This is a genomic window from Salmonella sp. SAL03688 (assembly GCF_046551895.1).
Lineage (GTDB): Bacteria > Pseudomonadota > Gammaproteobacteria > Enterobacterales > Enterobacteriaceae > Salmonella > Salmonella enterica.
Window position 1 is genome coordinate 35,391 of record NZ_JBGDVI010000009.1, and the last position, 25,226, is coordinate 60,616.

The 25,226-nt window shown below is 55.5% G+C and carries 17 protein-coding genes; all 17 read left to right on the forward strand.

Going from position 1 to position 25,226, the window contains the following annotated elements; translation table 11 throughout:
- The first annotated feature begins 24 nt into the window (after nucleotides 1–24).
- The 17 genes from ACLJR2_RS11320 (at nucleotide 25) to ACLJR2_RS11400 (ending at nucleotide 25,146) form a co-directional block, all read left to right on the forward strand.
- A complete protein-coding gene (locus ACLJR2_RS11320; protein WP_000681854.1) occupies nucleotides 25–4,959 on the forward strand; it encodes an alpha-2-macroglobulin family protein in 4,935 nt (1,644 codons plus the stop codon).
- Nucleotides 4,960–7,275, forward strand: coding sequence for a peptidoglycan glycosyltransferase PbpC (gene pbpC, locus ACLJR2_RS11325; RefSeq protein ID WP_001014763.1), 2,316 nt, complete (start codon nucleotides 4,960–4,962; stop codon nucleotides 7,273–7,275).
- Between the two features lie 155 nt (nucleotides 7,276–7,430).
- Nucleotides 7,431–9,809 (forward strand): DMSO/selenate family reductase complex A subunit, encoded by a 2,379-nt coding sequence (locus tag ACLJR2_RS11330; RefSeq protein WP_001534574.1) that lies wholly within the window; start codon nucleotides 7,431–7,433, stop codon nucleotides 9,807–9,809.
- Nucleotides 9,806–10,435: a DMSO/selenate family reductase complex B subunit gene (locus ACLJR2_RS11335; protein ID WP_000077436.1), complete on the forward strand. Its 630-nt coding sequence runs from the start codon at nucleotides 9,806–9,808 to the stop codon at nucleotides 10,433–10,435. Before ACLJR2_RS11330 ends, ACLJR2_RS11335 begins: the two co-directional genes overlap by 4 nt.
- On the forward strand, nucleotides 10,428–11,237 hold the full coding sequence (locus ACLJR2_RS11340; protein ID WP_000544877.1) for a dimethyl sulfoxide reductase anchor subunit family protein: 810 nt from the start codon (nucleotides 10,428–10,430) through the stop codon (nucleotides 11,235–11,237). The genes ACLJR2_RS11335 and ACLJR2_RS11340 overlap by 8 nt, the downstream gene beginning before the upstream one ends.
- On the forward strand, nucleotides 11,237–12,100 hold the full coding sequence (locus tag ACLJR2_RS11345; protein ID WP_000247773.1) for a 4Fe-4S binding protein: 864 nt from the start codon (nucleotides 11,237–11,239) through the stop codon (nucleotides 12,098–12,100). The genes ACLJR2_RS11340 and ACLJR2_RS11345 overlap by 1 nt, the downstream gene beginning before the upstream one ends.
- Nucleotides 12,101–12,220: 120 nt before the next feature.
- Nucleotides 12,221–12,652 (forward strand): nucleoside-diphosphate kinase, encoded by a 432-nt coding sequence (gene ndk, locus ACLJR2_RS11350; RefSeq protein WP_000963846.1) that lies wholly within the window; start codon nucleotides 12,221–12,223, stop codon nucleotides 12,650–12,652.
- A gap of 206 nt (nucleotides 12,653–12,858) precedes the next feature.
- Nucleotides 12,859–14,025 (forward strand): bifunctional tRNA (adenosine(37)-C2)-methyltransferase TrmG/ribosomal RNA large subunit methyltransferase RlmN, encoded by a 1,167-nt coding sequence (locus tag ACLJR2_RS11355; protein ID WP_000003206.1) that lies wholly within the window; start codon nucleotides 12,859–12,861, stop codon nucleotides 14,023–14,025.
- 291 nt (nucleotides 14,026–14,316) lie between these two features.
- Nucleotides 14,317–15,333, forward strand: coding sequence for a cytoskeleton protein RodZ (rodZ, locus tag ACLJR2_RS11360; RefSeq protein ID WP_001090881.1), 1,017 nt, complete (start codon nucleotides 14,317–14,319; stop codon nucleotides 15,331–15,333).
- Nucleotides 15,334–15,359: 26 nt separating this feature from the next.
- On the forward strand, nucleotides 15,360–16,478 hold the full coding sequence (ispG, locus tag ACLJR2_RS11365; protein WP_000551804.1) for a flavodoxin-dependent (E)-4-hydroxy-3-methylbut-2-enyl-diphosphate synthase: 1,119 nt from the start codon (nucleotides 15,360–15,362) through the stop codon (nucleotides 16,476–16,478).
- Between the two features lie 110 nt (nucleotides 16,479–16,588).
- Complete coding sequence (gene hisS / locus ACLJR2_RS11370; RefSeq protein ID WP_001107138.1) at nucleotides 16,589–17,863, forward strand: histidine--tRNA ligase; 1,275 nt, start codon at nucleotides 16,589–16,591, stop codon at nucleotides 17,861–17,863.
- A 13-nt stretch (nucleotides 17,864–17,876) separates the two neighbouring features.
- On the forward strand, nucleotides 17,877–18,497 hold the full coding sequence (locus tag ACLJR2_RS11375; RefSeq protein ID WP_000409217.1) for a YfgM family protein: 621 nt from the start codon (nucleotides 17,877–17,879) through the stop codon (nucleotides 18,495–18,497).
- Nucleotides 18,498–18,507: 10 nt separating this feature from the next.
- Nucleotides 18,508–19,686, forward strand: a complete 1,179-nt coding sequence (gene bamB / locus ACLJR2_RS11380; protein ID WP_001177072.1) for an outer membrane protein assembly factor BamB — start codon at nucleotides 18,508–18,510, stop codon at nucleotides 19,684–19,686.
- A 116-nt stretch (nucleotides 19,687–19,802) separates the two neighbouring features.
- Entirely contained in the window at nucleotides 19,803–21,275 is a 1,473-nt protein-coding gene (gene der, locus ACLJR2_RS11385; protein WP_000249411.1) for a ribosome biogenesis GTPase Der, read from the forward strand.
- Nucleotides 21,276–21,363: 88 nt separating this feature from the next.
- Complete coding sequence (locus ACLJR2_RS11390) at nucleotides 21,364–21,585, forward strand: zinc ribbon domain-containing protein (protein WP_000406469.1); 222 nt, start codon at nucleotides 21,364–21,366, stop codon at nucleotides 21,583–21,585.
- A 345-nt stretch (nucleotides 21,586–21,930) separates the two neighbouring features.
- Nucleotides 21,931–24,123: an intimin-like inverse autotransporter SinH gene (sinH, locus tag ACLJR2_RS11395; RefSeq protein ID WP_000252244.1), complete on the forward strand. Its 2,193-nt coding sequence runs from the start codon at nucleotides 21,931–21,933 to the stop codon at nucleotides 24,121–24,123.
- Between the two features lie 57 nt (nucleotides 24,124–24,180).
- Nucleotides 24,181–25,146, forward strand: coding sequence for a SinI family autotransporter-associated protein (locus ACLJR2_RS11400; protein WP_001149083.1), 966 nt, complete (start codon nucleotides 24,181–24,183; stop codon nucleotides 25,144–25,146).
- Nucleotides 25,147–25,226: the final 80 nt, after the last annotated feature.

Consider the following 25,226-nt stretch of genomic DNA (forward strand, 5'->3'; position numbering starts at 1 on the left):
GGCCGTTAAGGCCAGGGATGAAAGATGAAACATTTACGCGTGGTGGCCTGCATGATCATGCTGGCGCTGGCGGGATGCGATAACAACGATAAAACCGCCCCGACGACTAAAAGCGAAGCGCCAGCCGTAGCGCAGCCCTCGCCCGCGCAAGACCCGGCACAGCTACAAAAGCTGGCGCAGCAAAGCCAGGGCAAAGCGCTCACGCTATTAGACGCCTCCGAAGCGCAGCTCGACGGTGCGGCGACGCTGGTGCTGACGTTTTCAATTCCTTTAGATCCTGAACAGGATTTCTCCCGTGTGGTTCACGTGGTTGATAAGAAAAGCGGCAGCGTTGACGGCGCATGGGAGCTGGCGCCAAATTTAAAAGAGCTAAGGTTACGTCATCTGGAACCTGAACGCGTGCTGGTGGTCACGGTTGATCCCGCCGTTAAAGCGCTGAATAACGCCACCTTCGGCAAGTCTTATGAAAAAACGATTACCACGCGTGATGTCCAGCCCAGCGTCGGCTTTGCCAGCCGGGGATCGCTGCTACCGGGGAAAATCGCGGAAGGACTGCCGGTCATGGCGCTTAACGTCAACCATGTTGATGTGAACTTTTTCCGCGTTAAGCCCGGATCGCTGGCGTCATTTGTCAGCCAGTGGGAGTACCGTAGTTCTCTCTCTAACTGGGAGTCCGACCATCTGCTGAAAATGGCGGATCTGGTTTATACCGGTCGTTTTGATCTTAATCCGGCGCGCAATACGCGTGAGAAACTGCTGCTGCCATTAAGCGATATTAAGCCGCTGCAACAGGCGGGCGTATATGTGGCGGTAATGAATCAGGCTGGACACTACAACTATAGTAATGCCGCTACGTTGTTTACCCTTAGCGATATCGGCGTGTCCGCGCACCGTTACCATAATCGGCTGGATATCTTTACGCAAAGCCTGGAAAACGGCGCGGCGCAGTCGGGAATTGAGATTGTTCTTCTGAATGATAAAGGTCAGACGCTGGCGCAGGCGACGAGCGACGCGCAGGGACATGTGCAACTGGAAGCTGATAAAGCGGCGGCGCTATTACTGGCGCGTAAAGAGGAGCAGACCACGCTGCTCGATCTCACGCTTCCGGCTCTGGATCTGTCGGAATTTAATGTCGCTGGCGCGCCCGGCTACAGCAAGCAGTTCTTTATGTTCGGCCCGCGCGATCTCTACCGACCGGGCGAAACGGTTATCCTCAACGGATTACTGCGCGATAGCGACGGTAAAACGCTGCCCGATCAACCCGTTAAGCTGGAAGTGGTAAAACCAGATGGACAGGTGATGAGTATCATCGTCAGCCAGCCGGAAAACGGGCTATACCGTTTGAATTATCCGCTGGATATCAACGCGCCGACCGGCTTGTGGCATGTCCGCGCCAACACCGGCGATAATTTGCTGCGGAGTTGGGATTTCCATGTGGAAGACTTTATGCCGGAGCGGATGGCGCTCAACCTGACGGCGCAAAAAACACCGCTGGCGCCTGCGGATGAGGTGAAATTCTCCGTTGTCGGCTATTACTTGTATGGCGCGCCTGCTATCGGCAATACCCTGCAAGGGCAACTTTTCCTGCGTCCGCTGCGCGACGCTGTCGCGGCCTTGCCTGGTTTCCAGTTTGGCAATATTGCCGAAGAGAATCTTTCGCGCAGCCTGGACGAAGTTCAGCTTACGTTGGATAAAGGCGGGCGTGGTGAAGTGAGTGCTGCCAGCCAGTGGCAAGAAGCGCATTCGCCGCTGCAGGTGATTCTACAGGCCAGCCTGCTGGAGTCTGGCGGTCGTCCGGTCACTCGTCGCGTAGAGCAGGCGATTTGGCCTGCCGATACGTTACCGGGAATTCGTCCACAGTTCGCCGCCAAAGCGGTATACGACTACCGTATGGATACCACCGTTAATCAACCGATTGTCGACGAAGACAGCAACGCCGCATTCGAAATTGTTTACGCCAACGCGCAGGGCGAGAAAAAAGCGGTGTCCGGTTTACAGGTGCGGCTCATCCGCGAGCGTCGCGACTATTACTGGAACTGGTCGGAAAGCGAAGGCTGGCAGTCGCAGTTTGATCAAAAAGATCTGGTGGAGGGCGAGCAGACGCTGGATCTGAACGCGGATGAAACCGGAAAAGTCAGCTTCCCGGTGGAATGGGGCGCGTACCGTCTGGAGGTCAAAGCGCCGAATGAGACGGTCAGCAGCGTTCGTTTCTGGGCCGGCTATAGCTGGCAGGATAACAGCGACGGTAGCGGCGCGGCGCGTCCGGATCGCGTCACCCTCAAACTGGATAAAGCGAATTATCGTCCAGGCGATACCATGAAATTGCATATCGCCGCGCCGGTCGCCGGTAAAGGTTATGCCATGGTGGAGTCCAGCGATGGTCCGCTGTGGTGGCAGGCGATCGATGTGCCGGCACAAGGTCTGGAGCTCACGATTCCGGTGGATAAAACCTGGAATCGCCACGATCTCTATCTCAGTACGCTGGTGGTGCGTCCCGGCGATAAATCTCGTTCCGCGACGCCAAAACGCGCCGTGGGGTTACTACACCTACCGCTGGGGGATGAAAACCGCCGCCTCGATCTGGCGCTGGAAAGCCCGGCTAAAATGCGCCCGAATCAGCCGCTCACCGTCAGGGTGAAAGCCAGCGTTAAACACGGCGAAATGCCAAAACAGATCAACGTGCTGGTCTCCGCGGTCGATAGCGGCGTATTGAATATCACCGATTACGCGACGCCGGACCCGTGGCAGGCGTTCTTCGGTCAAAAACGCTACGGTGCGGATATCTACGATATTTACGGCCAGGTCATTGAAGGGCAGGGGCGGCTAGCGGCGTTGCGTTTTGGCGGCGATGGCGACGACCTTAAGCGCGGCGGAAAACCGCCGGTAAACCATGTCAATATCATCGCGCAGCAGGCGCAGCCGATCACGCTCAATGAGCAGGGCGAAGGGGTCGTAACGCTGCCGATTGGCGACTTTAACGGCGAACTGCGGGTTATGGCGCAGGCATGGACAGCGGACGATTTTGGTCGCGGCGAAAGCAAAGTTGTTGTCGCCGCGCCAGTGATTGCCGAGCTGAATATGCCGCGTTTTCTGGCGGGAGGGGATGTTTCGCGACTGGTGCTGGACGTCACCAATCTGACCGACCGCCCGCAGACGCTGAATATTGCGCTCGCCGCCAGTGGGTTACTGGAACTGCTTAGCCAGCAGCCGCAACCGGTCAACCTGGCGCCGGGCGTGCGCACCACCTTATTCGTTCCGGTACGCGCGCTGGAAGGTTTGGGCGAAGGCGAAATCCAGGCGACCATTAGCGGTCTGAATCTGCCGGGAGAAACCCTCGGCGCGCAGCATAAGCAGTGGCAAATCGGCGTGCGTCCGGCCTGGCCTGCCCAAACGGTAAATAGCGGCATTGCGCTGGCGCCGGGAGAGAGCTGGCATGTACCAGAGCAGCATCTGGCAAACGTCTCGCCAGCCACGTTACAGGGACAACTGCTGTTAAGCGGAAAACCGCCGCTCAATCTGGCGCGCTACATTCGCGAGCTGAAAGCATATCCGTACGGGTGCCTGGAACAAACCACCAGCGGGTTATTCCCGGCGCTGTATACCAATGCCGCTCAATTGCAGACGCTCGGTATTACCGGCGATAGTGATGAAAAACGGCGCGCCGCGGTGGATATCGGCATCTCCCGGATACTACAGATGCAGCGTGATAATGGCGGTTTTGCGCTATGGGATGAAAATGGGGCGGAAGAGCCCTGGCTAACGGCCTACGCGATGGATTTCCTCATTCGCGCGGGCGAGCAGGGATATAGCGTCCCGCCGGAGGCCATTAACCGGGGCAATGAGCGACTGCTGCGCTATCTGCAGGATCCCGGTACGATGCTGATTCGTTATAGCGATAATACCCAGGCCAGTACTTTTGCCGCTCAGGCTTACGCCGCGCTGGTACTGGCGCGTCAGCAGAAAGCGCCGCTCGGCGCGCTGCGCGAAATCTGGGAGCGCCGTAGTCAGGCGGCTTCAGGACTGCCGCTGATGCAATTGGGCATCGCGTTAAACACGATGGGTGATGCCAGACGCGGCGAAGAGGCCATTACGCTGGCTCTGAATACGCCGCGTCAGGACGAACGGCAATGGATAGCGGATTACGGCAGTTCTCTGCGCGATAACGCTCTGATGTTGTCGTTACTGGAAGAGAACAACCTCAGACCGGACGCGCAAAACGCGCTATTAAGCTCGCTTTCTGAGCAGGCCTTCGGTCAGCGCTGGCTCTCTACCCAGGAGAACAATGCCTTGTTCCTCGCCGCGCATTCGCGACAGGCCAGTGCGGGCGCCTGGCAGGCGCAGACCTCGTTAGAGGCGCAGCCGCTGTCGGGCGACAAGGCGCTGACCCGTAATCTGGATGCTGACCAGCTGGCCGCCCTTGAGGTGACGAACACCGGTAGCCAGCCGCTATGGCTGCGTCTGGATAGCAGCGGCTATCCCTCATCTGCGCCTGAGCCTGCCAGCAACGTTTTGCAGATTGAACGACAAATACTGGGGACCGATGGTCAGCGCAAATCGCTGTCCTCGTTGCGTAGCGGCGAACTGGTGCTGGTCTGGTTAACGGTAGTGGCCGATCGCAATGTGCCGGATGCGCTGGTGGTGGACCTGCTCCCGGCCGGGCTGGAGCTGGAAAACCAGAATCTGGCTGACAGCAGCGCCAGCCTGCCGGAGAGCGGTAGCGAAGTGCAAAATCTGCTTAATCAGATGCAGCAGGCGGATATTCAGTATATGGAATTCCGCGACGATCGGTTTGTGGCTGCCGTCGTTGTCAATGAGGGCCAGCCCGTGACGCTGGTCTACCTGGCGCGCGCGGTAACGCCGGGGACGTACCAGCTTGCGCAACCGCAGGTGGAATCGATGTACGCGCCTCAGTGGCGGGCAACCGGCGCGAGCGAGGGGCTGCTGATTGTGACGCCTTAAATGAACGGTTGGCGTGGTAAACGTGGCCGCTGGCTGTGGCTGGCGGGCGCGCCGCTTTTTATTTTCCTGGCGTTATGGGCAGCGGATAAACTCTGGCCGCTGCCGCTCAATGAGGTCCATCCTGCGCGGGTCGTGGTAGCCCATGACGGTACGCCGCTGTGGCGCTTTGCCGACGCCGGGGGGATCTGGCGTTATCCGGTGACGATTGAAGAGGTCTCTCCCCGCTACCTGGAGGCCTTAATCAATTACGAAGATCGCTGGTTCTGGCGGCACCCTGGCGTTAACCCTTTCTCCGTCGCGCGCGCGGCATGGCAGGATCTTACCGCCGGGCGCGTTATTTCCGGCGGCAGTACGCTGACTATGCAGGTGGCGAGACTGCTGGACCCGCATTCGCGCACGTTCGGCGGTAAAATCCGCCAGCTTTGGCGCGCCCTCCAGCTTGAATGGCATTTGTCCAAGCGCGATATCCTGACGCTGTACCTGAACCGCGCGCCGTTCGGCGGCACGCTACAGGGTATTGGCGCTGCAAGCTGGGCCTACTTCGGCAAGCCGCCCGCGCGCCTGAGCTACGCTGACGCGGCGCTGCTGGCCGTATTGCCGCAGGCGCCGAGCCGGTTACGCCCCGACCGCTGGCCTGCGAGAGCCGAAGCGGCACGAAATAAAGTGCTGGATCGGATGGCGGCGCAGGGCGTCTGGCCTGCCGAAACGGTACGCGAGTCGCGTGAAGAACCGGTCTGGCTGGCGCCGCGTCAAATGCCGCAACTGGCGCCGCTTTTTGCCCGAATGATGTTGAGTAAAAGCCAGAACGACAAAATTGTGACCACGCTGGACGCCGGATTGCAGCGGCAACTGGAAGATCTGGCGCGGGCATGGAAAGGGCGGCTGCCTGCACGCAGTTCGTTGGCGATGATCGTTGTCGATCATACCAATATGAGCGTGCGCGGCTGGGTAGGATCGGTAGACCTTAATGACGACAGCCGTTTTGGTCATGTCGACATGGTAACGGCGATCCGATCGCCGGGATCGGTACTCAAACCCTTTGTGTACGGTCTGGCGCTGGATGACGGCTTGATCCATCCCGCATCATTATTACAGGACGTTCCGCGCCGTACCGGAGATTACCGCCCGGGAAACTTCGACAGCGGATTTCACGGCCCGGTCAGCATGAGCGACGCGCTGGTACGCTCGCTGAATCTGCCTGCCGTTCAGGTGCTTGAAGCCTATGGGCCGAAACGATTTGCGGCAAAACTGCGTAACGTCGGCCTGCCGCTATATTTGCCTGCTGGCGCGGCGCCCAATCTTTCGCTGATTCTGGGCGGCGCGGGCGCGCGGCTTGACGAGATGGCGGCGGCATACAGCGCATTCGCTCGTCATGGGAAAGCGGCGAAATTACGGTTACAGCCGGACGATCCGCTGTCGGAAAGACCATTAATGTCGCCGGGAGCGGCGTGGATCATTCGACGAATTATGGCGGATGAAGCGCAACCCTTACCGGATAATGCGCTGCCGCGCATTGTGCCGTTGGCGTGGAAAACCGGCACCAGCTACGGCTATCGCGATGCGTGGGCTATTGGCGTTAACGCGCGCTATATCATCGGCATCTGGACAGGCAGACCCGACGGCACGCCTGTGGTGGGGCAATTTGGTTTTGCCAGCGCGGTGCCATTACTTAACCAGGTCAATAATCTGTTACTGGCGCATACGGGACGCCTGCCGGAAGATCCGCGTCCGCAGACGGTAAGCCGCGGCGTCATTTGCTGGCCGGGCGGACAGACTCTGCCTGCCGGAGACAGCAACTGTCGCCGCCGCCTGGCGACATGGCTTCTCGATGACAGCCAGCCGCCCACGCTGCTGTTACCTGAGCAGGAAGACATCAACGGTATTCGTTTCCCGGTCTGGCTGGATGATACAGGGCGGCGTGTCGCTGCCGACTGTCCGCAGGCGCGTGCGCATACGTTTATCGTCTGGCCGCGGCCGCTGGAGCCGTGGCTGCCGCCTGCGGAAAGACGTAGCGCCCGCTTGCCCGCGGCGTCCGACCACTGTCCGCCGCTACAGGGCAATGACGCCGCGCCGTTAATGCTGTCAGGAGTGAGGGATGGCGCGGTGATCAGGCAATTGCCAGGCCAGGAAAACGTCACGCTGCCCGTCTCGACTACCGGCGGCAAAGGGCGTCGCTGGTGGTTTTTAAATGGCGAACCTGTTAATGGCGAAAATAATCGCCTTTCTTTATTACTCAATATCGCTGGACGTTATCAGCTTGTCGTAATGGATGAGTCCGGTCAGGTTGCTGCGGTTAATTTTGAATTAATACGTTAACAACTCTTCAGAATAAATTATGAATTTCATTTAATTTAAAGTTAATGAGAATTATTAATTTTTCCGGAATTACCCTTAATGAGGGAGCTTGATAAATATCAAGAGATCTAACACTTAAAAACGTGAGAATGGGTTTTTATTTGACGAGTCGGATCATGAAAAATATAAAAAGCCAGGGAAATGGCGAACAGCCCGCTATTTCTCGCCGCCACTTTATCCAGGCCAGCTCCGCGCTTATTGCGTTACCGTTTGTCTCCTCGCCAGCTACCGCTCAGGCGCGAGCTGTGACAGCAACTGAAGACAGGCCTGCGGAAAAAGTCGTTCAGACATGCAGCACTTTTGACTGCGGGGGCAAATGCGATATTCGGGCGCATGTTAGTGACGGTATCGTGACGCGAATTTCAACGCGACCGGATAATGCGCTGGATGCGCAAATGCCGGTGATTCGTGCCTGTGTTCGTGGACGCGCATACCGTAAATTTGTTTATCATCCTGACAGACTTAAATATCCCATGAAGCGCGTAGGAAAACGCGGTGAAGGAAAATTCGAGCGAATTTCCTGGGATGAAGCGACAACCTTAATCGCCGATAATTTAAAATCGATTACTGAAAAATATGGCCCGGCTTCGCGCTATGTTCATGTTGGCACCGCCGTTTCCGGCGGCACCTTTTCCGGCGATAAAATGGCGCGTCGCCTGCTGAATCTGACCGGCGGCTATCTCGAAAGCTACCATTCTGTGAGTATGGGCAACACGGCGGCCGCGACGCCTTATACTTACGGCATTGCCGCCAGCGGCAGTTCGCTGGATACGCTTTTGGACACCAAACTGGTGATTCTGTGGGGCCATAACCCGACGGAGACCATTTTTGGTCATACCAACTATTTCTTGCAGAAGATGAAGCAGAACGGTACGCGGTTTATCGTGGTCGATCCGCGCTATTCCGACACCGTTTCGTCGCTGGCGGATCAGTGGATCCCGCTACTGCCCACCACCGACAATGCGCTGATGGACGCGATGATGTACGTCATCATCAGCGAGAATCTGCACGATCGCTCATTTATTGCGCGCTACGCTATCGGTTTTGATGAAGACTCAATGCCGGAAGGCGTACCGGCTAACGAATCGCTGGTGGCGTATCTGACCGGCGCCAAAGACGGTGTCGTTAAGTCCCCCGAGTGGGCGGAAAAGATCACCCATGTGCCGGCGCAAACCATTCGCCAGTTAGCGCGTGATTACGCGAATACCAAACCCGCCGCGTTGATTCAGGGGTGGGGACCACAGCGCCACAACTGCGGCGAGCGCACCGCGCGCGGCTCGACTCTACTGGCGACCATTACCGGTAATGTCGGCATCAAAGGCGGTTGGGCTGCGGGTTACGGCGGCTGCGCTAACCGTAAATTCGCCGCGGGTCCGGAGATGCCGGATAACCCGGTAAAAGCCAAAATTTCGGTGATGAACTGGGTGCAGGCCGCAGACGACGCCAGCAAAGTGACGCCGGATATGGGGCTGAAAGATGCCGATAAGCTGGACAGTAACATCCGTATTCTGTTCTCGCTGGCCGGGAACTATCTGGCGAATCAGAACCCCGATCTGCACCAGGCGGTACGCGTACTGGAGGATGAATCAAAGATCCAGTTTATTGTCGCCAGCGATCTGTTTATGACGCCGAGCGCGAAATACGCTGATCTACTGCTGCCGGAAACCAGCTTTATGGAACGCTGGAACATCGGTGAAACCTGGGGTACGGCAAGCTACCTGATACTCTCTGAAAAACTGATCGAGCCTGAATTTGAGCGGCGCTCCGACTACGACTGGCTACGTGAGGTGGCGGCGAAATTAGGCATTGAGAATGAATTTAGCCAGGGGCGCGATGAGAAAGCGTGGATTGAACACATCTGGGAACAGACGCGCCTGGCGATGCCGGACGAAAATCTGCCGGATTTTGCCACGCTGCAAAAGACCCGTCAGCATCTGTTCAAAAGCGCGCCATTTATCGCCTTTGAAGACAATATTCGCGATCCGGAAAATCATCCGTTCCCGACGCCGTCAGGGAAAATAGAGATCTTCTCGAAGCGCCTCTACGACATGCAGCATCCGGAAATCCCGGCGTTATCGCACTACGTTCCCGCGCATGAAGGCCCGGAGGATGCGCTGGCGAAAGATTTTCCGCTCCAGTTAATTACGTGGAAAGGAAAAAACCGCGCCAACTCAACGCAATACGCTAACCCGTGGCTGATTGAAGTGCAGCAGCAGACATTGTGGATCAACCCGCAGGATGCGCAAAAGCGCGGCATTACGCATGGCGACATGGTGCGCATTCATAACTCACGCGGGATTTGCGAAATCCCGGCGGAAGTGACGCCGCGTATTATTCCCGGCGTTGTCGCGATGCAGGCCGGCGCCTGGTGGCAGCCGGATGAGAACGGTATTGATAAAGGCGGCTGTGCGAACGTCCTCAGCTCGGCCCGTATTACCGCGCTGGCGAAGGGAAATTCACATCAAACCATGCTGGTGGAGGTGGCTAAAGCATGAGTCAGTTTACACATTACCCGCCGGTGAGCGATAAACAACTGGGGTTTTTCATCGACTCCTCACGCTGCTCCGGTTGTAAAGCCTGCCAGGTGGCCTGCAAAGACAAAAACAATCTGGAAGTAGGCCGTCGTTTCCGCCGCGTCTATGAAGTCAAGGGCGGAAGTTTCATCCCGACCGGGCAGGGCGGGGTCAGCAATAACGTATTTGCTTATACGCTTTCCATTTCCTGCAACCACTGTGCGGACCCTGTCTGCACCAAAAATTGCCCGACTACCGCTATGCATAAACGCCCGGGCGACGGCATCGTGCGCGTTGATACTGACAAATGCGTCGGCTGTGGCTATTGCGCCTGGTCCTGCCCTTACGGCGCGCCGCAGCTTAACGAGCAGACCGGCCAAATGTCCAAGTGCGACATGTGCGTTGATTTACTGGCGAAAGGTGAACCGCCCGTCTGTGTTGCGACCTGTCCGCTGGAGGCCATCAAGTTTGGCCCGATTGATGAACTGCGCGCGAAGTACGGTAGCGTATGCGACGTTAACGGGCTGCCAGATTCATCCATAACCAAACCTAATCTGGTTGTCAAAGCGCATCAGGGCGCAGAAAAAGAGGGTAAACGCCATGCATGAGTTACCGCTGCTGATTTTTACGCTCTGTTTGCAAGGGTCTGTGGGCGTGACTCTGTGGCTGGCGTTGGGCCGCCAGTACGCCGTAGAGGGACGGGTGCCTGCACACGGCGCGCTTCCCGCGATGGCGGGGGCGTTTGTACTGGCCTGCGTAGGGCTGCTTGCTTCAGCGCTGCACATGGGCTATCCCCTGAATGCGCTAAATGCGTTACGTCATGTCGCCAGTTCGTGGCTGAGTCGCGAAATCGTCTTTGCCAGCCTTTATCTGGCGGCGCTGGGGCTAGGGGTTGTGCTGCTGTTTTTCCGAAAGCCAGGCTGGCAGCCGCTGCTGGCGCTGGCGGCAGCGTTCGGGCTGGTGGATGTATTCTGCATGGCGCAGGTTTATATCCATGCCTCGGTGGCGACCTGGCAGCATAGCAACACGCTGGCGCTGTTTTTTGGCACGTCAGGCATTATCGGCTCGGTAGTCATTGCGCTGGCTTATCTGCGCAACGCTGGCACCGCAATGCGCTGCGCTGTGGTGGTGGTCGCACTGATGGTGCTGATTCGCCTGATCATGCAGCCGCTATGGCTGGCGGATATTAATGCGGTGGATACGACGGTCGTCACTTTCCCGCATCATCCGCTACAGGCGCTGGCGCAGTTGCGCGACGTCTATCTTCTCGGCTGGTGTGTCTCAGCGGCGGGAATGCTCTGCTTTGCCGCAGGCGGTCTGCGAAACGCCAGAGGGACGCTGGTGGCGGGCAGCGTATTGCTGCTTCTCGGCGAGATTATGCTGCGCTACGTCTTCTTTAGTATTGGCTGATGGTTAACCTGACGATCGATCCGGCGGTAGACGTGACGCAGGCCTGCGTCCGTCGTCGCTTTCGTTTTTCTTCCTGCCGCGCTTGCGCCGATGTTTGTCCGGCGCAGGCGTTTTCGCTGGCGCAGGGGCAGGTCAGCATAGATACGACGCGCTGCATAGCCTGTGGCGACTGTCTGTTTGTCTGTCCTGTTGACGCCATTATCGGTATCAAACCGGTTAAACGCTTTGTGCAGGGGGATACGTTGGTGGGGCCGTTTTCGCTACAGGCGCCAACGGTCGATGAACTGCTTCTCTGGCACAGCCAGTACGGTATTCGCTTTATTGATATTGCGGTGGAGCGATCGGCGCAGTGGCTGATGGCGCTGGCGAGGCTAAATTTAGCGCTGCGCCGCTACGGCGAGCCGGGCTGGTCTTTCAAACACGTTGTCGGCGCGGAGATTAACGCCTCGCGGCGCACTCTGTTTCATGTTCCGCGCGACGCCATTACCCCGTGTGCCGTCGAGCCGGGGAAACGGCGTCTCAGACAGGCGTTTTCCGCGTTCAGCGAATGCGTACCCGAAATCAGTCCGCAAGAGTGCAGGATGTGCGGCGCCTGCTGGCGAAGCTGCCCGGAGAACGTTATCCAGTTTGACGACAATACCCTGACGATAGCTGCGGCGCGTTGTACGGGATGCGGCGGCTGTGCGGCGGTATGTCCGCATCAGGCGCTGCGGCTGCGGTTTGACGTGGAACCCGCCTCAACGCGGCATAGTGCGGCGTATACGCTCACCTGCGAAAGCTGCAAACGTACTTTCCATGCTCTCACGCCTGAACACACGCACTGCGTGCTGTGTCAGTCCCCTGAGTTTGCTGTGCGCCTTTAACTTTTGTTGCTAATGCTCATTTTATTTTAAAAAAATGTTACCTGCATCCATAGGCAATTGATGGGATGCTCTTTATAATCCGCGCCTGACATAACAACAGAACATATTTCAGAGGTAAACATGGCTATTGAACGGACTTTTTCCATCATTAAACCCAACGCGGTGGCAAAAAACGTTATTGGCAGCATCTTTGCGCGCTTTGAAGCTGCAGGGTTCAAAATTGTTGGCACTAAAATGCTGCACCTGACCGTTGAGCAGGCGCGCGGCTTCTATGCTGAGCACGACGGCAAGCCGTTCTTTGACGGTCTGGTGGAGTTCATGACCTCTGGCCCTATCGTGGTATCCGTGCTGGAAAGTGAAAATGCGGTACAGCGTCATCGCGATCTGCTTGGCGCCACCAATCCGGCGAACGCGTTGGCGGGTACGCTGCGCGCCGACTACGCTGATAGCTTAACTGAAAACGGCACCCACGGTTCGGATTCGCTGGAATCCGCGCAGCGCGAAATCGCCTTTTTCTTCGGTGAAGGCGAAGTGTGCCCGCGCACCCGTTAATCTCCTTCGTCTTTCACGCTGTAAATGCGTTGGCGATAAATTATCGGTTCAAATATTATTTTTGCTAATGCCGCGTGCAGACGTGGCATCCTTACGCCAGAATTTGTACAATGCAGCGCCCCCGGACGAGCAGTAAGCTTACCGGGGCGTTTCTTTTTTCAACCCTCCAGGGGCCATAACGTGTAATAACGAGGCCGGAATAGCATATGTCTGAACAAATTGTCACACCTGAAAGCAGTACCCCGGTAGTTCTTAACAACGAAACGAAAATCAACCTGCTGGATCTCAACCGTCAGCAGATGCGCGAGTTTTTTAAAAACTTAGGTGAAAAGCCTTTCCGCGCCGATCAGGTGATGAAATGGATGTATCACTATTGCTGCGATAATTTTGATGAGATGACCGACATCAACAAAGTGTTGCGCGGCAAATTAAAAGAGGTCGCGGAAATCCGCGCGCCGGAGGTCGTTGAAGAGCAGCGTTCCTCAGACGGCACCATTAAGTGGGCGATTGCTGTCGGCGATCAGCGCGTTGAAACGGTCTACATCCCGGAGGACGACCGCGCTACGCTGTGTGTCTCTTCACAGGTAGGATGCGCGCTGGAGTGCAAGTTTTGTTCAACTGCGCAGCAGGGCTTTAACCGCAACCTGCGCGTATCGGAAATTATCGGTCAGGTCTGGCGTGCGGCGAAAATCGTCGGCGCGGCCAAAGTCACCGGCCAGCGTCCGATCACCAATGTGGTCATGATGGGGATGGGCGAGCCATTGCTTAACCTGACCAATGTCGTACCGGCAATGGAAATTATGCTCGATGACTTTGGTTTCGGCCTGTCCAAACGCCGCGTCACGCTCTCAACGTCCGGCGTGGTGCCTGCTCTGGATAAACTGGGCGATATGATAGATGTCGCGCTGGCTATCTCCTTACATGCGCCGAATGACACTATTCGCGACGAAATCGTCCCGATCAACAAAAAATACAATATCGAAACGTTCCTGGGCGCGGTTCGCCGCTATCTGGAGAAATCCAACGCCAATCAGGGGCGCGTGACGATTGAATACGTAATGCTTGACCACGTTAACGACGGCACTGAACACGCGCATCAACTGGCGGAGCTACTAAAAGAGACGCCTTGTAAGATTAATCTGATTCCGTGGAACCCGTTCCCTGGCGCGCCGTATGGCCGCAGCTCTAACAGCCGTATCGATCGCTTTTCTAAAGTTTTGATGAGTTATGGTTTCACGACCATCGTACGCAAGACGCGTGGCGATGACATTGATGCGGCATGCGGACAGTTGGCAGGCGATGTGATTGACCGTACTAAACGTACTCTGCGTAAGCGTATGCAGGGAGAGGTGATTGACATCAAGGCTATTTGATAGCAGTTGCGCCACGGGGCATTCATTATACCGTGGCGCAATGTCAGTTGAATAATGTCTGGCGTTGTACTTGTCTGGTCAATAATAACGGTGCGTTTTTGTCGACTTTAAGGCAGTATGTAATGGTGCAACAAGAGTTTAGCCTTGTGTCTTAGCGGTTTTGTCATCTGCGGCCTGACAGGCTTATACTGTCTGACTAAGGTTAACTAACCTGATGTTTCGCGGTGTGGGCGGGCATTACGGCTCGTCGGCGCCTGAATCCTAATTTACACGTACCTGTAGCTGTAGCGAATGAATACTGAAGCCACGCACGACCAAAATGAAGCACAAACCACCGGCGTTCGTCTGCGCAATGCCCGTGAACAACTCGGACTCAGCCAGCAGGCTGTCGCTGAGCGACTTTGCCTGAAGGTTTCTACGGTACGCGATATTGAAGAAGATAAGGCGCCGTCCGATCTTGCTTCAACCTTCCTGCGCGGATATATCCGCTCATATGCGCGTCTGGTGCATGTTCCAGAAGAGGAACTGCTGCCGGGGCTGGAAAAGCAGGCCCCGCTGCGCGCCGCTAAAGTCGCTCCGATGCAGAGTTTCTCATTAGGAAAGCGTCGTAAAAAACGCGACGGCTGGTTAATGTCTTTTACCTGGCTGGTACTGTTTGTGGTCGTAGGGCTGACCGGCGCCTGGTGGTGGCAGAACCATAAGGCGCAGCAGGAAGAGATCACGACAATGGCCGATCAAAGCACGGCTGAACTGAACGCAGATGCAGATAAAGACAGCGGCCAAAGCGTACCGCTGGACACCGGTGCCGTGACAAGCCAGGATACGACGCCAGCGCAAACGGCTCCGGCGCCTGCGACGCCGGTTGATTCGACGGCGGCGACGCAAACGCAAACGCCAGCGCCAACGGCGGCGGCGACGCAAAATACGGTAGTCGCGCCTTCGCAGGCGAATGTCGATACGGCTGCGACATCTGCCGCGCCAGCGGCAACGGAGACGCCGTCCGCGCTGCCGACCAGTCAGGCTGGCGTAGCGGCGCCTGCTGCCGATCCGAACGCGCTGGTGATGAATTTTACCGCTGACTGTTGGCTCGAAGTCACTGACGCCACGGGTAAGAAGCTGTTTAGCGGTATGCAGCGTAAAGATGGTAATTTAAACCTAACCGGTCAGGCGCCTTATAAACTTAAAATTGGCGCGCCGGCCGCGGTGCAGATCCAGTATCAAGGAAAACCTGTCGATCTGAGCCGCTTTATCAGAACTAATCAGGTTGCGCGTCTGACCCTTAATGCCGAACCGACACCGGCGCAGTAACAGACGGGTAACGCGGGAGATTTTTCATGCATAACCAGGCTCCGATTCAACGTAGAAAATCGACACGTATTTACGTTGGGAATGTGCCGATTGGCGATGGCGCCCCTATCGCCGTCCAGTCGATGACTAACACGCGTACCACTGACGTGGAAGCGACGGTTAATCAGATCAAAGCGCTGGAGCGCGTTGGCGCAGATATTGTTCGTGTTTCTGTACCGACAATGGACGCCGCCGAAGCGTTCAAGCTTATCAAACAGCAGGTTAACGTCCCGCTGGTTGCCGATATTCACTTCGACTACCGCATTGCGCTGAAAGTAGCGGAATACGGCGTTGACTGCTTGCGTATCAACCCCGGCAATATCGGTAACGAAGAACGTATTCGTATGGTGGTGGACTGCGCGCGCGACAAAAACATCCCTATTCGTATCGGCGTAAACGCCGGATCGCTGGAAAAAGATCTGCAGGAAAAATACGGTGAGCCGACGCCGCAGGCGCTGCTGGAATCAGCCATGCGCCATGTCGATCATCTCGATCGTCTCAACTTTGATCAGTTCAAAGTGAGCGTAAAAGCGTCCGATGTATTCCTTGCCGTTGAGTCTTATCGTTTGTTGGCTAAACAGATCGATCAGCCGCTGCATCTGGGGATCACCGAAGCGGGCGGCGCGCGTAGCGGGGCGGTCAAGTCGGCGATCGGTTTAGGTCTGCTGTTATCGGAAGGCATCGGCGACACGCTGCGCGTATCGTTGGCGGCCGACCCGGTGGAAGAGATCAAAGTCGGTTTTGATATCCTGAAGTCGCTGCGCATTCGCGCGCGCGGCATCAATTTCATCGCCTGCCCGACCTGTTCTCGCCAGGAGTTCGACGTTATCGGCACGGTGAACGCGCTGGAGCAGCGTCTGGAAGATATCATCACCCCGATGGACGTCTCGATCATCGGTTGCGTAGTGAACGGGCCGGGCGAAGCGCTGGTATCGACGCTGGGTGTGACGGGCGGCAATAAGAAAAGCGGCCTGTATGAAGACGGCGTGCGTAAGGACAGACTCGATAACGACGATATGATCGCGCAGCTTGAATCCCGTATTCGCGCGAAAGCAAGTCAACTTGATGAAGCGCGTCGGATTGACGTGCTGCAGGTTGAAAAATAAGAACGTGATGGGAAGCGGCGCGCTTCCCGTGTATGATTGAACCCGCATGGCTCCCGGTTCGTTCGGGGAAGCGCTGAGGGTTCATTTTTATATTCAGAAAGAGAATAAACGTGGCAAAAAACATTCAAGCCATTCGCGGCATGAACGATTATCTGCCTGGCGAAACCGCCATCTGGCAGCGCATTGAAGGCACACTCAAAAACGTGCTCGGCAGCTACGGTTACAGTGAAATCCGCTTGCCGATTGTAGAGCAGACCCCGTTATTCAAACGCGCGATCGGTGAAGTTACTGACGTAGTTGAAAAAGAGATGTACACCTTTGAGGATCGCAACGGCGATAGCCTGACATTGCGCCCTGAAGGTACGGCGGGCTGTGTACGCGCCGGCATCGAACATGGTCTCCTGTACAATCAGGAACAGCGTTTGTGGTATATCGGCCCGATGTTCCGTCATGAGCGTCCGCAAAAAGGCCGCTACCGTCAGTTCCATCAGCTAGGCGCCGAAGTCTTCGGCTTACAAGGCCCGGATATTGACGCGGAGCTGATTATGCTGACCGCACGCTGGTGGCGCGCGCTGGGCATCGCTGACCACGTTAGCCTGGAGCTGAACTCTATTGGTTCATTAGAGGCGCGTGCGAACTATCGCGATGCGCTGGTCGCGTTCCTCGAACAGCATCAAGAGACGCTGGACGAAGACTGCAAACGCCGTATGTATACCAATCCGCTGCGCGTGCTGGATTCAAAAAATCCGGACGTGCAGGCGCTGCTCAACGACGCGCCCGCTCTCGGCGACTATCTCGATGACGATTCACGCGAGCACTTTGCCGGCCTGTGTAAATTGCTGGACGCGGCGGGGATTGCCTACACCGTCAACCAGCGTCTGGTACGCGGTCTGGATTACTACAACCGCACCGTATTTGAATGGGTAACAAACAGTCTGGGGTCACAAGGCACCGTCTGTGCGGGTGGTCGTTATGACGGTCTGGTGGAACAACTGGGCGGTCGCGCTACCCCGGCAGTGGGCTTTGCGATGGGCCTGGAACGACTTGTTTTGTTAGTTCAGGCAGTTAATCCGGAATTTATTGCCTCTCCTGTTGTCGATATATACCTGGTAGCTGCCGGCGCACAAACGCAGTCTGCGGCAATGACGCTGGCGGAGCGGCTGCGCGATGAAATGCCAGGCGGGAAGCTAATGACAAACCACGGCGGCGGCAACTTTAAGAAACAGTTTGCCCGCGCCGATAAGTGGGGCGCCCGTATTGCACTGGTTCTTGGCGAATCTGAAGTCGCCGATGGGACTGTTGTAGTGAAGGATTTGCGCTCCGGTGAGCAAACGGCAGTGGCGCAGGACAGCGTCGCCGCGCATTTGCGCACTTTATTGGGCTAAGGAGAAGGACAGCGTGGAAATTTACGAGAACGAATACGACCAGGTGGATGCGATTAAACGCTTCTTTGCCGAAAACGGCAAAGCGCTGGCTGTCGGAGTGATTTTAGGGGTTGGCGCGCTGGTTGGCTGGCGTTACTGGAGCAGCCATCAGACGGAGTCCGCGCGTGCTGCTTCTCTGGCGTATCAAAATGCGGTGACGGCGGTAAGCGCCGATAAGCCGGATAGCATTCCCGCCGCTGAAAAATTCGCGGCTGAGAATAAAAATACCTATGGTGCGCTGGCGTCTATGGAACTGGCGCAGCAGTTTGTGGATAAGAATGAACTTAAAAAAGCCGAAGCCCAGTTGCAGCAGGGGTTGGCGGCCACCAGCGATGAAAATCTCAAGGCGGTGATTAATCTGCGTCTCGCTCGCGTTCAGTTACAGCTTAAGCAAGCTGACGCCGCGCTGAAAACTCTGGATGCCGTTAAAGGCGAAGGATGGACGGCCATTGTCGCTGATTTGCGCGGCGAAGCGTTGCTGAGTAAGGGTGATAAAAAAGGCGCGCGCAGCGCATGGGAAGCGGGCGTCAATAGCGATGCTTCTCCGGCGTTGAGCGAAATGATGCAGATGAAAATCAATAATTTGTCCATCTGAGAGGGACCCGATGCAATTGCGTAAATTACTTCTGCCAGGGTTGCTTTCCGTTACCCTGCTCAGCGGCTGTTCACTGTTTAGCGGCGAAGAAGATGTCGTCAAGATGTCTCCATTACCGCAGGTTGAAAACCAGTTTACCCCGACCACTGTCTGGAGCACCTCTGTCGGTAACGGAATTGGCGAATTTTATTCTAACCTTCATCCGGTAATGGCAGATAACGTGGTCTATGCAGCCGATCGCGCGGGCGTGGTAAAAGCGCTCAATGCGGATGATGGCAAAGAGATCTGGTCTGTGAATCTGGGCGAGAAAGACGGCTGGTTCTCTCGTTCGTCCGCGCTGTTGTCCGGCGGCGTCACGGTCGCGGGCGGTCACGTCTATATCGGCAGTGAAAAGGCCGAGGTTTATGCGCTGAATACCAGCGACGGTACTACAGCATGGCAGACGAAGGTCGCAGGCGAAGCGTTGTCTCGCCCGGTTGTCAGTGATGGAATCGTCCTTATCCATACCAGCAACGGTCAGTTGCAGGCGCTAAATCAGGCGGATGGCGCTATTAAATGGACGGTGAACCTGGATATGCCTTCGCTGTCGCTGCGCGGCGAATCTGCGCCGGCAACCGCGTTCGGCGCGGCTATTGTTGGTGGTGATAATGGCCGCGTCAGCGCCGTGTTGATGCAACAAGGCCAGATGATTTGGCAACAGCGTATCTCCCAGGCCACTGGCCCAACGGAAATTGACCGTCTGAGCGACGTTGATACCACGCCGGTTGTGGTAAACGGCGTTGTTTACGCGTTGGCGTATAATGGTAACTTAACGGCGCTGGATCTGCGCAGTGGTCAGATTATGTGGAAACGCGAGCTGGGTTCGGTCAATGACTTTATCGTCGACGGCGACCGTATCTACCTGGTCGATCAGAACGATCGTGTGCTGGCGCTGACCACTGACGGCGGCGTAACGCTGTGGACGCAAAGCGATCTGCTGCACCGTTTGCTGACCTCCCCGGTGCTGTATAATGGTGATTTAGTCGTCGGCGATAGCGAAGGTTATCTGCACTGGATTAATGTTGATGACGGGCGTTTTGTGGCCCAACAAAAAGTAGACAGTTCCGGTTTTCTGACCGAACCGACGGTGGCGGATGGTAAACTGCTCATCCAGGCCAAAGACGGTACGGTCTACGCGATTACGCGTTAATCGTCACGGTTGTGCGTTTTAAAAAACGGCTCCTGGTGTAGGGGCCGTTTTCCTGTTTTTAACAATGGCGCAAAATGCGCACGTTGTCTGATGATTTTTTTAATGAGGCTTTAAACATGGTACCTGTGGTCGCGCTTGTCGGGCGCCCTAACGTCGGAAAATCCACGCTATTTAACCGTCTGACCCGCACCCGAGATGCGCTGGTTGCGGATTTCCCGGGTCTGACTCGTGACCGTAAGTACGGTCGTGCGGAAGTTGAAGGCCGCGAGTTTATCTGTATCGACACCGGCGGTATTGACGGCACCGAAGACGGCGTCGAAACGCGGATGGCGGAACAGTCGCTGCTGGCGATTGAAGAAGCGGATGTGGTGTTATTCATGGTTGATGCGCGCGCTGGCCTGATGCCGGCGGATGAAGCGATTGCCAAACATCTGCGTTCCCGTGAAAAACCGACCTTCCTGGTGGCGAATAAAACGGATGGTCTCGATCCCGATCAGGCGGTTGTCGATTTTTACTCGCTGGGATTAGGCGAAATTTACCCTATCGCCGCCTCACATGGTCGCGGCGTATTGAGCCTGCTGGAACATGTGCTTCTGCCGTGGATGGATGATGTCGCGCCGCAGGAAGAGGTGGATGAAGACGCGGAATACTGGGCGCAGTTCGAGGCGGAACAAAATGGCGAAGAAGCGCCGGAAGATGATTTTGACCCGCAAAGCCTGCCGATCAAGCTGGCGATTGTCGGTCGCCCGAACGTAGGTAAGTCCACACTCACTAACCGTATTCTCGGCGAAGAGCGCGTGGTGGTATACGACATGCCGGGCACCACTCGCGACAGCATTTATATCCCGATGGAACGCGACGAACGGGAATATGTGCTGATTGACACGGCGGGGGTGCGTAAGCGCGGAAAAATCACCGATGCGGTAGAAAAGTTCTCGGTGATTAAAACGTTGCAGGCGATTGAAGACGCTAACGTCGTACTGTTGGTTATCGATGCGCGCGAGGGGATCTCCGACCAGGATTTGTCTCTGCTGGGCTTTATCCTCAATAGTGGGCGCTCACTCGTTATCGTAGTCAACAAATGGGATGGCCTGAGCCAGGAAGTCAAAGAGCAGGTGAAAGAGACGCTGGATTTCCGTCTGGGCTTTATTGATTTTGCCCGCGTCCATTTTATCTCTGCGCTACACGGCAGCGGCGTCGGCAACCTGTTTGAGTCCGTACGCGAGGCTTACGACAGTTCCACTCGCCGGGTGAGCACTGCGATGCTGACCCGTATCATGACGATGGCGGTGGAAGATCATCAGCCGCCGCTGGTGCGCGGTCGCCGTGTGAAACTGAAATATGCCCACGCTGGCGGCTATAACCCGCCGATTGTGGTGATTCACGGCAACCAGGTAAAAGATCTGCCAGACTCCTATAAGCGCTATCTGATGAACTACTTCCGCAAGTCGTTGGAAGTGATGGGGACGCCGATTCGCATTCAGTTTAAAGAAGGGGAGAACCCGTATGCGAACAAGCGTAACACACTGACGCCAACGCAAATGCGCAAACGTAAGCGTCTGATGAAACATATCAAGAAAAGCAAGTAATGCTTTTTCAGTAATATTCCAGGCCTGACAAGCACTGCGCTATCAGGCCTTTCAAGTAAAAGTGAGTCACGCGCCTGAGGAGAATGTTATGGAAATAACCTGCCCCGTTTGCCATCACGCGCTGGAGCGCAATGGCGATACAGCGCATTGCGAGACATGCGCTAAAGATTTCTCGTTACAGGCAATGTGTCCTGACTGCCGCCAGCCGTTACAGGTTTTGAAAGCCTGCGGCGCAGTGGACTATTTTTGCCAGAACGGTCATGGTTTAATTTCAAAAAAACGGGTTAACTTCGTCATTTCCGATCAATAAAACCGCTGTCGACGTTGCGCCGCAGAGCAGAGGCGTCGGCGTCTTATCCGGCTAAGGGCAAAAGCGTTATTCGATACTCCCGTAATATCCGCATAGTATCCTGCCCGGCAGCTATTTTATTCTTTTTATTGATTCAACTATTTATAGAGAATATTATTCCCGATAATTAATATTAGAAATAAATAACAGCCTTCTTTTTATTTATTATATCAATATTATAAGTCTGTTTCATATTAAACTTTTCTTTTTAGGAATATATTTAGGTCTGTTAGTTATGATTCCATCTGAATCATCCATATAATATCTTTTCATCGAGGCGTGTTTATTTAACGACAGGGATATCATATGGTGCGAAGGATTCGCATTCTGGTTTTGCTAGTAGTGTCTGGAGTATCAGTTGCGGCTTCCGGCGCAGATAACTCTGTATCTGCAAATGATGAAAGCCACCCCTCTCTGCCTGATTTAGCCAGCGAATCCGCGAAAAAAGAAGAACAGGAAAATAAAGGAAAGTCCTTTAAAGAACAGGGCGCTGACTACTTTATTAATTCCGCCACCCAGGGCTTTGATAATCTCACCCCGGAAGCGCTGGAATCCCAGGCGCGTAGCTATTTGCAAAACCAAATTACTTCCTCAGCACAGTCATATCTTGAAGGCGTAATGTCACCTTATGGCAAGATCCGTACCAGCCTCACCGTGGGCGAAGGCGGCGATCTGGACGGCAGTTCGCTGGATTATTTTATTCCCTGGTATGACAATCAGAGCACGCTTTTCTTTAGCCAGATTTCGGCTCAGCGTAAGGAAGACCGCACCATTGGTAACTTTGGGCTTGGCGTGCGCCAGAACGTCGGCAACTGGCTGCTTGGCGGCAACGCATTCTATGACTACGATTTTACGCGCGGTCACCGTCGATTAGGTCTGGGAACCGAAGCCTGGACGGATTACCTGAAATTCTCCGGCAACTATTACCATCCTCTTTCTGACTGGAAAGACTCCGAAGATTTCGACTTTTATGAAGAACGACCCGCGCGCGGCTGGGATATCCGCATGGAAAGCTGGCTGCCGTTTTATCCGCAGCTTGGCGCTAAATTAGTTTACGAACAGTACTACGGCGATGAAGTAGCGCTGTTTGGCACCGATAATCTGCAAAAAGATCCTCATGCCGTCACTTTGGGGCTGGAATATACGCCGGTACCGCTGGTCACGGTTGGTACGGATTACAAAGCCGGTACTGGCGACAGTAACGATTTTAGCGTTAACGCGACCGTGAACTACCAGATAGGCACGCCGCTGGCGGCGCAACTCGATCCGGAAAACGTTAAAATTCAGCACTCCTTAATGGGCAGCCGCACCGATTTTGTCGATCGCAACAATTTCATCATTCTCGAATATCGCGAGAAAGATCCGCTGGACGTCACGCTGTGGCTGAAGGCTGACGCCACCAACGAACACCCGGAATGCGTGATTGAAGATACGCCTGAGGCCGCGGTGGGGCTGGAGAAATGTAAGTGGACGGTCAACGCGCTGATTAACCACCATTACAAAATTATTTCTGCTTCCTGGCAGGCGAAAAACAACGCCGCCCGTACGCTGGTGATGCCGGTGGTGAAAGCGGATGCGTTAACCGAAGGTAACAACAACCGCTGGAATCTGGTGCTTCCTGCCTGGGTTAACGCCGATACCGAAGAGCAGCGCACCGCGTTGAACACCTGGAAAGTACGCATGACGCTGGAAGACGAAAAGGGCAATAAGCAGAATTCCGGCGTGGTGGAAATCACCGTCCAGCAGGATCGCAAAATTGAGCTGATCGTCGACAACATTGCCGATACCGATCGCAGCGATCACAGCCATGAAGCCAGCGCGCTGGCTGATGGCGAAGACGGCGTGGTGATGGATCTGCTGATCACCGATTCCTTTGGCGACTCCACGGATCGCAATGGTAACGAACTGGTGGACGATGCCATGACGCCCGTGTTGTACGACAGCAATGATAAAAAAGTCACCCTGGCCCAGACGCCCTGCACCACGGAAACCCCCTGCGTGTTTATTGCCAGCCGTGATAAAGAAGCGGGGACGGTGACGCTTTCCAGCACCCTGCCGGGCACTTTCCGCTGGAAGGCGAAAGCAGACGCCTATGGTGACAGTAACTACGTTGACGTCACTTTTATCGGCGACGACCTGAGCGCGCTGAATGCGGTGATTTATCAGGTCAAAGCCGCCAACCCTGTCAACCTTATCGGCAAAGAAGATAAGCACCCTACGGTCAATAATGCTTACCGTTTCTTGCTGTGGCGCGACAAGAATAAAGACGGCGTATTCCAGATGTCCGAGCAGCTCACGGAAGAAGAGATGGCGCTGTACGACTACCAGTGGGAGTTTACCGGGCAGAGTACAAACGGACATACCGGCGCGCTGGCCAACACCATGAATGAAGATCTTGTCCTGCCAGTAACCAATAAAGAGGCGGCGCAGAAGTTTGCCGCCAATGAGGAAGATGGCGTTCAGGGTTACGGCATACGCGTTACGTATAGCCAGAAATAGCGTCAGCGTTATGGCTGACCAGCCAGCCGCTGAATTTTGAGAAAAAGGAGAGTCTGAATGCAAGCAACAGTAAAACGGCGGCTGACGAAGGTCGCTTTAGCATTAGTAGTTGCCGGGTATTGCGCCGCGCCAGCGGTGGCGGCAAACGGTAATCTGAAATCGGGGCAGTGGCAGATTGTCTCTGAACAGACGGGCACCATTCAGGGTACGGTGCCGTGGATTACCCGTGCGGCGGATAAAACCGCAGATACCGACAAAGATCACGTAACGGTAACGGTCGATCGCGGCGATCGTACCGTTGTGACCGAAGGCGATAAGCAGTTCCACGTTGGCGATAAGGTCACGGTGAACTGGGCGATTGGCGATACGGAAGGCGACCTGGATACCGACAACGCCGCCACGAAACTGACGGTACAGTGGATGAGATACAGCGACCAGAATGGTAGCAATCCCGAAGAGATTGGCACCAAAGGTAGCGATACCTATGAAATTCAGGCGGGTGACGCCGACCACTATATCGGTATCAAAATCACGCCAACCACCACCACCGGTGATCCTGCCGTGGCAACCGAACTGCTGTTGAAAGACCTGTCGACCGATGCGGGCGGTGGTGCGGATGGTGACGATATTCCGGAAGGTCCGGTGGTGGATGAAAACGTCCATGTGGTTATTCATGAGAAAGATTCGAATACCAACCTGTTGAAGAATACAGGGACGAAACTCAAAACGAATACAACCTACCAGGTATTGCTGTGGAGCGATAAGAACGGCAACGGCACCTATGATGCCGGTGAAAACGTTACCGACCAGTATGACTACCGTTGGAAATTCGTTGGCACCAGCGCAATTGCAGGTACTGGTACCGGCGGTATCGTTAACGAAAGCTGGAACGATAAAGACCTTGTCATCCCGCTTACCAACGCCGACGCGAAAACGGCGTTCGAGGGAGCAGACGGCGGCGTTACCGTGGGTACCGACGGTGTCCAGGGCTTTGCTTTGTCCATCGACTACAGACGCAAATAAGTTGTCCTCAACATACCACTCCCCGCGGGGAGTGGTATTTTCCGCGCACTTTGCTTAGCTGCACGCTAAGCAAAGTGGGT

Excerpts from the sequence above, each read along its gene's own strand:
- ACLJR2_RS11355 (WP_000003206.1), top strand. The coding sequence starts at position 12,859 with ATGTCTGAACAAATTGTCACACCTGAAAGCAGTACCCCGGTAGTTCTT.
- ispG (WP_000551804.1), top strand. The coding sequence starts at position 15,360 with ATGCATAACCAGGCTCCGATTCAACGTAGAAAATCGACACGTATTTAC.
- ACLJR2_RS11330 (WP_001534574.1), top strand. The coding sequence starts at position 7,431 with ATGAAAAATATAAAAAGCCAGGGAAATGGCGAACAGCCCGCTATTTCT.
- der (WP_000249411.1), top strand. The coding sequence starts at position 19,803 with ATGGTACCTGTGGTCGCGCTTGTCGGGCGCCCTAACGTCGGAAAATCC.
- ACLJR2_RS11345 (WP_000247773.1), top strand. The coding sequence starts at position 11,237 with ATGGTTAACCTGACGATCGATCCGGCGGTAGACGTGACGCAGGCCTGC.
- ACLJR2_RS11400 (WP_001149083.1), top strand. The coding sequence starts at position 24,181 with ATGCAAGCAACAGTAAAACGGCGGCTGACGAAGGTCGCTTTAGCATTA.
- rodZ (WP_001090881.1), top strand. The coding sequence starts at position 14,317 with ATGAATACTGAAGCCACGCACGACCAAAATGAAGCACAAACCACCGGC.
- bamB (WP_001177072.1), top strand. The coding sequence starts at position 18,508 with ATGCAATTGCGTAAATTACTTCTGCCAGGGTTGCTTTCCGTTACCCTG.
- pbpC (WP_001014763.1), top strand. The coding sequence starts at position 4,960 with ATGAACGGTTGGCGTGGTAAACGTGGCCGCTGGCTGTGGCTGGCGGGC.
- sinH (WP_000252244.1), top strand. The coding sequence starts at position 21,931 with ATGGTGCGAAGGATTCGCATTCTGGTTTTGCTAGTAGTGTCTGGAGTA.
- ACLJR2_RS11340 (WP_000544877.1), top strand. The coding sequence starts at position 10,428 with ATGCATGAGTTACCGCTGCTGATTTTTACGCTCTGTTTGCAAGGGTCT.
- ndk (WP_000963846.1), top strand. The coding sequence starts at position 12,221 with ATGGCTATTGAACGGACTTTTTCCATCATTAAACCCAACGCGGTGGCA.
- ACLJR2_RS11335 (WP_000077436.1), top strand. The coding sequence starts at position 9,806 with ATGAGTCAGTTTACACATTACCCGCCGGTGAGCGATAAACAACTGGGG.
- ACLJR2_RS11320 (WP_000681854.1), top strand. The coding sequence starts at position 25 with ATGAAACATTTACGCGTGGTGGCCTGCATGATCATGCTGGCGCTGGCG.
- ACLJR2_RS11390 (WP_000406469.1), top strand. The coding sequence starts at position 21,364 with ATGGAAATAACCTGCCCCGTTTGCCATCACGCGCTGGAGCGCAATGGC.